This is a genomic window from Dyella nitratireducens (genome assembly GCF_014642835.1).
Classification (GTDB): domain Bacteria; phylum Pseudomonadota; class Gammaproteobacteria; order Xanthomonadales; family Rhodanobacteraceae; genus Dyella_B; species Dyella_B nitratireducens.
On sequence record NZ_BMJA01000001.1, the window covers coordinates 484,469 to 493,645 of the forward strand.

General features: G+C 58.6%; 7 protein-coding genes. 6 read left to right on the top strand and 1 reads right to left on the bottom strand.

Translation table 11 applies throughout. The annotated features are described in order from the left end of the window. Positions 1-275: 275 nt before the first annotated feature. Positions 276-1,403, bottom strand: coding sequence for a calcium:cation antiporter (locus IEX75_RS02200; protein WP_188792617.1), 1,128 nt, complete (start codon positions 1,401-1,403; stop codon positions 276-278). A 555-nt stretch (positions 1,404-1,958) separates the two neighbouring features. Between IEX75_RS02200 and IEX75_RS02205 the strand changes: the two genes are divergently transcribed. The 6 genes from IEX75_RS02205 to IEX75_RS02230 all read left to right on the top strand — a co-directional run bounded on the left by IEX75_RS02205 (position 1,959) and on the right by IEX75_RS02230 (position 8,942). Next, complete coding sequence (locus IEX75_RS02205) at positions 1,959-3,272, top strand: ABC transporter permease (protein WP_188792618.1); 1,314 nt, start codon at positions 1,959-1,961, stop codon at positions 3,270-3,272. 10 nt (positions 3,273-3,282) lie between these two features. After that, on the top strand, positions 3,283-4,515 hold the full coding sequence (locus tag IEX75_RS02210) for an ABC transporter permease (RefSeq protein WP_188792619.1): 1,233 nt from the start codon (positions 3,283-3,285) through the stop codon (positions 4,513-4,515). Positions 4,516-4,616: 101 nt separating this feature from the next. Then, positions 4,617-5,102: a hypothetical protein gene (locus tag IEX75_RS02215; RefSeq protein WP_188792620.1), complete on the top strand. Its 486-nt coding sequence runs from the start codon at positions 4,617-4,619 to the stop codon at positions 5,100-5,102. A gap of 116 nt (positions 5,103-5,218) precedes the next feature. Then, positions 5,219-6,334, top strand: coding sequence for a sensor histidine kinase (locus tag IEX75_RS02220; protein ID WP_188792621.1), 1,116 nt, complete (start codon positions 5,219-5,221; stop codon positions 6,332-6,334). Beyond that, on the top strand, positions 6,331-7,071 hold the full coding sequence (locus IEX75_RS02225; protein WP_188792622.1) for a LytR/AlgR family response regulator transcription factor: 741 nt from the start codon (positions 6,331-6,333) through the stop codon (positions 7,069-7,071). Before IEX75_RS02220 ends, IEX75_RS02225 begins: the two co-directional genes overlap by 4 nt. 347 nt (positions 7,072-7,418) lie before the next feature. Next, positions 7,419-8,942 carry a glycosyltransferase family 39 protein gene (locus IEX75_RS02230; protein ID WP_188792623.1) on the top strand — a complete coding sequence of 508 codons (1,524 nt, stop codon included), beginning with the start codon at positions 7,419-7,421 and terminating at the stop codon, positions 8,940-8,942. The last annotated feature ends 235 nt before the right edge of the window (positions 8,943-9,177 follow it).

A 9,177-nucleotide genomic window follows, 5' to 3' on the forward strand; every position in this document is an offset into this window, starting at 1 on the left:
TACAGCATCGTAGGAAAATCGAAGTTCACGACAATGCTGTTTCAGAGCGAGTCGTCATTCCGGCGAACGAAGGCCGGAATCCATGGCCAGTACGAAGCATGGATTCCGGCCTTCGCCGGAATGACGACTCGCTTCGAAATGAAGTCGACGTAACCCCGGATTTCGATGGCATGGCGGGAAAAAACTCGTCCGCAGACTCCAATCGCTGCACCAGCTCCTTCTGAAAGCATCCCAGGCAAAAACTAGCCACCTTTCAATTACGTCCGTCTGCGGCCCTACCCCGCAAAAATCAAAAACAGATAAGCCAGAAACAAGATCAGATGGACGCCACCTTGAAGAATATTGGTGCGTCCGCTGGAAAAGGTCACCATGCACAACCCGAGGGTGAGCACAAACAACATCAAGTCAGTGTGCTCCAATCCCAGCCGCACCGGATGCTGTGTCAATTCGCTGATCACGATGATGGCTGGAATGGTCAGGCCAATGGTCGATAACACCGAACCCAGAAAAATATTCATCGACCGCTGCAGATTGTTCCGACCCGCGGCGCGCACAGCGCCGATGATTTCCGGCGTGGCCACCAAAACGGCCATGGCGAGTCCTGCCAGCGCGGCCGGCTTGCCCATGGTTTCGACAACATAGTCCACGGGCGGCGCCAGCTTCTCCGCCAGATACACCACTAGCGACATATAGATCACCAGCAGAATCACGTGCAGCGCGAGTGGCGAGTCGGAATGCGCGGCTTCTTCGGGAGCCTCGCTTTCGTCTGTCACCGTGTTCTGTATGGTGAAATACGCACGATGCCGGCTGGTCTGCAGCGCCAGGAACGCTACGTAAAGCCCCAGGGAAACGGTCGCCACAAAGATCTTCTGTGCCGCGGACAGCCTCGGCGGACCCGATGTCGTCGCGATGAAATCCGGCATCACCAGGCACAACACGCCCAGCGGAATAATCACGCCAAGATACGTATTGGCACCCTGCAGGTTGTAATACTGCTCACGATAACGCCAGCCACCCAGCAGCAGAGAGAGGCCGACCATGCCATTGAGCACGATCATGGTCACGGCGAACAAGGTATCGCGCGCCAGGGTTGGGTTGTTTTCCCCATGCAGCATGATGGCGGTGATGCTGACCACCTCGATCGACGTGATGCACAGGGTGAGAATCAGCGTGCCATAGGGCTCACCCAGCTTTTCGGCCAGTCCCTCGGCATGGCGCACCACGGCCAGCGCGGAGCCGAGCACCACCGAGAACAGCCAGAAGAAGATCAGGGCAAGGCGATAAAGGCTGGACAAGCCGCCGAATAACGCATCGCCGAATAGATAGAACGCCAGAGTCGTGAGCGCGCTGATGGCAAGAAAGCGCTCTCTGCGCAGCAACGCCAATACGCCAATCGTCTGCATGGCACTCCCCGTCACATGAAGCGGTCGCTACAGGACATACGGCCAAAGCGTGATTGCGCGAGAGAGGTTAAACGCGGCTCCCGGCCCTGTCAAAAGCGGTGGTCACACGGAAAAACGGGACGATGGTAGCCAACCTAACTCAGTTACCTCGATCCCTGAGATATCCCCACATTTTTCGTCCCAACGATGCCGATTCAGCGCGTGCCGTCATTCCGGCGAAAGCCGGAATCCAGTGTAAATAAGCGTCCGAAGGACACGATATTTTTTATGTTGGGTGCTTCGCACAGCATATCGGAACTGGATTCCGGCTTTCGCCGGAATGACGAGCAAAGACATCACGCATCTATCTCTTTGAATTTTTGGCGTCGTTGGCCAAAAAACGCGGGGATACCTCAGCCCCACCCCGTTTTCGGATGCCCTGCCCCGGCCATATCCAACTGCCAACCGAGAGTGCTCTCGATACGGCACCGGATAGGTTTACGATAGCCCCAGGGAGGCCGGTCGGCCGAAGTCAGACGCCACAACATGGCGTCGATGACACAAGGGGAAAACGGAGTGTTTGCCTATTATCTCGAACTGGCTGTTCGCAGCTTGCGGCGAAGCCCTGGCCTTACGGCACTGATGATCCTGGCGATCGGCTTTGGCGTGGCCGCGTCCATGACGATGTATTCGGTATTTCGCGGCGTGTCTGCTGATCCGATTCCGTGGAAGTCGTCGCAACTGTTCGTGCCGCAAATCGATGCTTGGGGGCCTGGCCACGGTGAAAATGGCGAGCCGCCCACCATGCTGACCTATATCGATGCCATGGCGCTGACGCGTCAACATCGGGCCTTTCGCCAATCGGCGATCGTTGCGATGTGGCGCTCGATCATGCCGCCGAGTACCAGCCCATCCGACAGCCTGATCGAGACCCGGGGCTATGCGGTCGACAACGAATTTTTCCCCATGCTGGATGTGCCGTTCCACTACGGCAGCGGCTGGAGTACCGACGATGACGCGCATCAAATCCCGGTGATGGTGATCAGCGATCACTTCAACCAAGAGATGTTCGGCGGCGGCAACAGCGTCGGCAAGACCATCGACATCGGCAACCATGCCTATCGCATCGTGGGTATTACCAGGCACTGGAACCCGCAACCGGAATTCTTCGCACTTTTCAGGTACCAAGCGGACGAGCCGGACTTTTTCCTGCCGGTTCAATTCGCCGTTGCAAATAACGTCGTCAGCGACAACCGCGCTAATTGCAAGGACGGTCCCTATCCAGGCACCGACTTCGCGGCGCTTCTGCGCTCGGACTGTACATGGCTCTCCTACATGGTTGAGTTGGATAGTCCAGCGGCCGCGCAGGCCTATCGGCAATACCTCGATGCTTATGCAAGCGAACAGCAACAGATCGGCCGCTTCCCGTGGAGGCCAAACAACCGTCTGCGTGACGTGCCGGCATTTCTCGACTATCAGCATGTGGTGCCCAGCAATACCCGGGTGTCGCTATTGGTTGCGCAAGGCCTGCTGGTCGTATGCCTGGTGAACACCGTGGGACTGCTGCTGGCCAAATTCCTACGGCGCAGCGGTGAGATCGCCGTACGGCGTGCACTCGGTGCATCACGCGCGTCCATCTATGCGCAATTCCTCACCGAGGCGGGTGTAATAGGCGTCGGAGGTGGTCTCCTCGGACTGCTGTTCACGGCTATCGGCGTGCTCAGTGTCGGCGTGGTGATGCCGGCACGGCTCGCCGTGTTGGCGCGGATCGACCCCGCGTTGTTGTTGCTTACGCTGCTGCTTGCCGTGACAGCCACCCTGCTTGCCGCTGTCTACCCTACGTATCGGGCATCGCGTGTGCCGCCTGCGTTGCAGCTCAAGGCACCATGAGGATCATGTCGTGAACATCTATCCCATCCTCGCGGCATTACGGCGACACAAGGCCTCCGTGCTGCTCATCGTGTTGCAAATTGCATTGACGCTGGCCATCGTCGCCAATGCTTTCTTCATTATCGGCCACAGCATCGAGCGAATGCGTCGCACATCCGGCCTGGACGAAAATGGCCTGATCTTCATTTTCCAGAAGCTGCCCGTCGTAACGGGCGACGATGCCACCGTCACCGAGAAGATCGATGCCCTGCAGCGCGCGGATCTGCAAGCGATCCGGAATCTGCCGGATGTGCAGGATGCTGCGGCATCGAGAAGTTTCCCGCTACTCGTGGATGATGACGACGTTGGCGATATTTCCCTTGACGCGGATCGCAAGGGCAAATTTGTGCATGCGGCCTATTATTACGGCGACGAGCATCTACGGGCGACCTTCGGCGCACGCCTGATCGCTGGCCGCGACTTCTTCGCGAGCGAGATCCGCCACGGACACGCACTCCCAGGCTCACCGGTGATCATCGTTAGCAAATCCTTGGCCGACCAACTCTTTCCGAACGGCAACGCGCTAGGCCAGACGGTCTATCAGGACGGCAAGCCGGCCACGATTGTGGGCATCGTCGCGCGGTTGCAGACACCCACACTGGACGACAGCCATTGGGCCAACAACTCGGTCATAGAGCCGCTGCGAAAAGATGCCTTCTGGACAGGCTATGTGGCACGCGCACGCAGCGGCCGCACAGCGGAGGCAATACGCGACATCCACAAGGCACTTTTTGCATTAAACCCGATGCGCCACATGCCTCCTGGCGCCGGCATCCATCCGGTCTCCGAGCAGCGTACCGGGGCTTATGACGATGAGCGCGGCATCGCGCTGCTGATGGGCGTGATTTGCATCATCCTGCTGAGCGTCACCGCCGCCGGCATCGTCGGCCTGACCAGTTTCTGGGTTGGCCAGCGGCATCGGCAGATTGGCGTGCGGCGCGCACTCGGCGCCAGAAAGATCGACATATTGCGTTACTTTCAGATCGAGATCCTGCTGATCGCCGGAAGCGGCGCAGTCATCGGCGCACTCTGTGCCGTTGGCCTCAACGCATGGCTGATGAAGCATTACGAGATGATGCATCTTCCGCTGTTCTACATAGCGACAGGCGTATTTGCCATGCTCGTGCTCGGCCAGGCGGCAGTGCTGGTACCGGCGCGCCGTGCTTCCAACGTACCACCGGTCGTGGCGACACGTTCGGTTTAAGCTTGATGGTGCTTGGCTGTACAACATTGTCGCTAAGCGAATTGGCGGCATCCAGGTCGAGGTGGATTGAGAGTTGGTTTTTGCGACCCAGGGCAAAGCGGATGGACACAGACAAGAAGGTTTATTCCCTTCGCTATAGATCGAGCCGCGCTGAAGTTTGGCTTTGGTACTGGCATGCGTGGCGTTCCAAATATTGGTGGTGGCACCTTCTCCTGGCTGCAGGCATAACTTGGGAGTCTTTGGTGATCCAAGATAGCGGGTTTCAACTATCGAAATTCCTGCTTCGATTGTTGTGGGTTACGCCAACGCTCGTTGCCTTGATGGCTGCATGGCCGCAGGTCGCATTCAAAAGCCAAGAGCGGTTGCTTGAGGTCGGACCCGAAGGCTGGTTCACAAGCATCGCCAAAAAGAATGGATCTAGAACATGGCGCATGGTCGGTTCCATTCGAAGCAACGACGAAATTATTTCTATTGTCAGCACTTCGGGCAACACATTGCTTATTCCCAGACGAGCGTTTCAAAGCGAGCTATCTAGAGAAGCCTTTCTTGCGGACATCCGGCGCTGGCATGGCTCATGTGCCAACTGACGATAAAGCGTTCACGAGATTCCGGTTGAAAAGTGCGTATCCGCTTTACCCCTCACACGTCCCGCTTGCCACATAGGTGGCGCCCGTCGCCGCAAGGGCGACTACACTCGATCACCATGAATCTGCTATCCGCCCCAACTGCGGCAGGCGTCCACACCGACCACGGCGCGACGTTTCCTCCGAAGACGTTGCGCACGTTGTGGTCGTTGTGGGCGGTATTCTGGCTGCTCATGATCAGCGTTGCCGTCGAGGAGGCGCTGCGCAATCCGCGCACCCAGTGGTGGGAGCCCGTTCTGTGGGAGGGGAGTTCAACACTGGTCTTAACCGTGTGGATGGTGCTTGCCGTCCGAGTTCGCGGGCGCCATGCGCCGTATCTGGACAGGCCCTTGATCTGGTTCGGCAGGTACCTGCGATGGTTTCCATGGGTCGCTGTCACGTTCATTACGGCCATCTATGCCATACGCATTGGCGTCTACGACGCGTTGAGCCTCACCTATCAGCACTCGGGCTGGCGTTTCATCGTTGTGTACGAGAGTGCCAAATTGGCGATTTTTACGGGACTGTGGCTTGGGGTCCTGTTTGGTATGGATTCCTATGGGCAGTGGCAACTTCAGCGGCATCGTTTGTTGCAAACGCAGAAAGCGCTGGCTGAGGCGCAGCTTGCACAGCTGCAGGGTCAGCTGCGGCCGCATTTCCTGTTCAATGCGCTCAACACTGTCTCAGCCCTGATGCATACGGACGTGGCGCGAGCCGACCGTTTGATTGCGGCGCTCGGCGATTTGCTACGCATCAGTCTTCGTTGCATTGAACATGACATGACGCCGCTCGCTGAAGAACTTCGCACACTTGAGCTATACGCGGACATCATGCGCGAGCGGTTTCGGGATCGCGTGACGCTGAACTGGCAGGTCGACCAGACCCTCCTCGACATCCCCGTTCCGGCACTCTTGCTGCAACCCCTGCTTGAGAATGTGTTCAAACATGGCGTCGAGCCTACGGTAACGCCCGTACGCATCATGGTCAGTGTCCGGCGCGAGAGCGGCTCGCTGGAAATCCTCGTAAGCAACTCGGGTTCCAGGCTGGCGCCGGAGCATCGCGACGGCGTGGGATTCCGCAACTGCCGGGAGCGGCTGAGCATCCTCTACGGCAATGCGGCATCTCTGCAGGTCCACAACGAGGGGGATGGTGTTGCCGCGCGCGTTTCCATACCGCTGACGGATACCCTTCCATGATCCGCGTCGTGATCGCCGACGACGAGGCACCAGCCCGCGAGAAACTCGAACGCTGGGTCGCCGAACAACCGGATATGGCGGTGGTCGGATCGGCCGAGGATGGATTGTCCGCGGCGCAATGTATTGAACAGCTCCGGCCGGACGTGGCCTTTCTCGATGTGCAGATGCCGACGTTGTCGGGACTCCAGGTAGCCGCGCAACTGGAGCCATCGAGCGCACCGTTGATCGTGTTCGTGACCGCCTTTGACGAGCATGCGGTGAAGGCGTTCGACCTCAATGCCGTCGACTATCTGCTCAAGCCTTACGACCTGGATCGTTTCGCGCGCAGCGTGCAACGTGTGCGGGAACGGCTGCACGCGCATGAATCCGGTGCCACCGCCGTGGCGATGGGACGAGCACGGGCGCCTTCTTGCGAGCGCTTGCTCGTGCCGGATCGCGAACGGCTACAGCTGATCGATGCAGCATCCATCGAGTGGCTGGAAGCCGACGACAACTACGTCCACGTGCACACGGCTGCGCGCACCTACCTGTTGCGCAGAACGCTGCAGGATCTGCTGTCCCAGCTGGGTGAGCAGCGCTTTGTGCGCATCCATAAGTCGACGGCGGTGAACCTCCGTTGCATCGGATCACTTGCACCCCTCTTCAAGGGTGACTACGAAATCCATCTGCACAACGGCCGCGTTCTTCGGCTCAGCCGGCGGTATCGTGAAGCGTTATTTGTCCGCATGGGGCAGTGACGCCGATGTTTCGAACCTGAGGATGTTTCGGCCACCAGATACCAAACACTCGTCATTCCGGCGAACGCCGGAATCCAGTTTGAATACGCCGTGCGAAGCACACAAAGCCTTATGTTGTGTGCTTCGCACGCCATTCTTGACTGGATTCCGGCGTTCGCCGGAATGACGAACATAGGGCGCCTGGCGATCGAAACATTTTTAAGCTCGAAGCATTGCCACCAACACCCCTCTCGCCACGCCGACGCCTCCATTCACCCCAAACCAGCTGTCAGCGGGAAGCCAATGGATCAAACTGCTGCTAGTTATATGCCTCAAGCAAACAATCCACCTGCGTAAAGGATGCATCCATGGCTGCAACCCGTGTTCCGGTTCAGAGAGCTATCCCGGGTTATCTGGGGGACATCATGCCGGTGTTCGCCATCGCCGTGCTCTTCGGCATAGCCCACATGCTGACCAATGGGCAGTACGGGTTTCATCGGGACGAATGGCAGTTCCTGAGCGATGCACAGCATCTGGATTGGGGCTTTGTGCCTTACCCGCCGCTGACTGCTGCGCTGGAACACCTGGGCCTCAAGATGTTTGGCCTGTCGCTCGTCGGGCTGCGGCTGTTTTCGGTGCTCGCGCAAGTCCTGGTGATTCTCGCCAGCGGCCTGATGGCTCGCGACCTGGGCGGCGGCCGGCTGGCGCAGACCTTGGCGGCCATCGCGGTAGCGCTGTCGCCAGTGCCGATGTTCGAGGCGACGGAATTCCAATACTCCTCATTCGACCTGCTGTGGTGGGTGCTTATCGCCTGGTGTGTGATTCGTTTGCTGCGTGACGATGAACCGCGCTGGTGGGTGGCGATTGGCATACTCGCCGGCCTCGGCTTGCAAACCAAATATTCGATGGCCTTCGAGCTCGCTGGCGTGCTGGTGGGTATGTTGCTTACCGACGCGCGGCGATATCTCGCGAATGGCTGGTTCTGGGCCAGCGGCGCTATCGCACTATGCCTTTTTGCCCCCAACCTCGTCTGGCTGATCAAGCACGATTTCGTTTCCTACCATTTCCTGCAAAGTATCCACGCACGCGACGTGCATGAGGGACGTGCGGATGGCTTCCTGCGCGATCAGTTGCTGTTCGATGCCAACCTGTTCGCCGCGCCTGTGTGGCTGGCGGGTTTGTTCGGCTACGTCAACAACCGCCGCTATCGCATGCTTGCCTGGATGTACGCGGTGCCGCTGCTGTTGTTTCTATTTGCGCGGGGGCGCTTCTATTACACCTGCGGCGCTTACCCCATGCTCCTGGCCATGGGAGCCGTCATGGGAGAGCGATGGCTGCGCACCATGCGCCCTGCATGGCGTGTTGGAATTACCACACTGATGTTTACGGGTGTCTTGACCATCGGCCTGTATGCGGCGCTTCGTATCGTACCCATGGCATCGAGCGGTCCGTTACGAGACTACGCACTTCACAACAACGAAGACCTCCGCGAAGAAATCGGCTGGAACGAACTCGTTGCAAAAGTGGCGGCCATACGTGATGCGCTGCCTGCCGAACAGCAAGCCAACGTCACCATCGGCGTGGGGAACTATGGCGAGTATGGCGCCATCGCCCTGCTCGGCCCGCGCTATCACCTGCCCATGCCGATCACCACCGTCAACTCCGGATGGCTGCGCGGCTATCCGCACACGCCAGCCACCGCCACTATCCTGGTGGGAAGTTCGAAGGAGCGTGCCGATGAGCTTTTGATCGATTGCCACCTCGCTGGTCACAACACCAACGCATTGGGTGTCGTCAATGAGGAAAGCCGCGACCATCCCGATATCTTTGTGTGCGGCCCGACGCGCAAGCCGTTGAGCGAGCTTTGGAAGCACGGGCCGGACTTTGGATAAGCTGCTGTGGAAAAATGCGACAGAGGTTGAAGTTTCGCCGCGTTTTTGCCAGCTATTCCAGCGGAATCCAGAGTTACTTCGATTCCATTTCGAAGCGAGTCGTCATTCCGGCGAAAGCCCATTGCTGTCCAGGGGAAAGTTTTGCTTGTTCTAGCGACATGGCTAAAAGGCTCGTCGTCCCGGCGAAAGCCGGGACCCAGCGACTTGCAGATCGTCAAAGACACTGGGCCCCGGC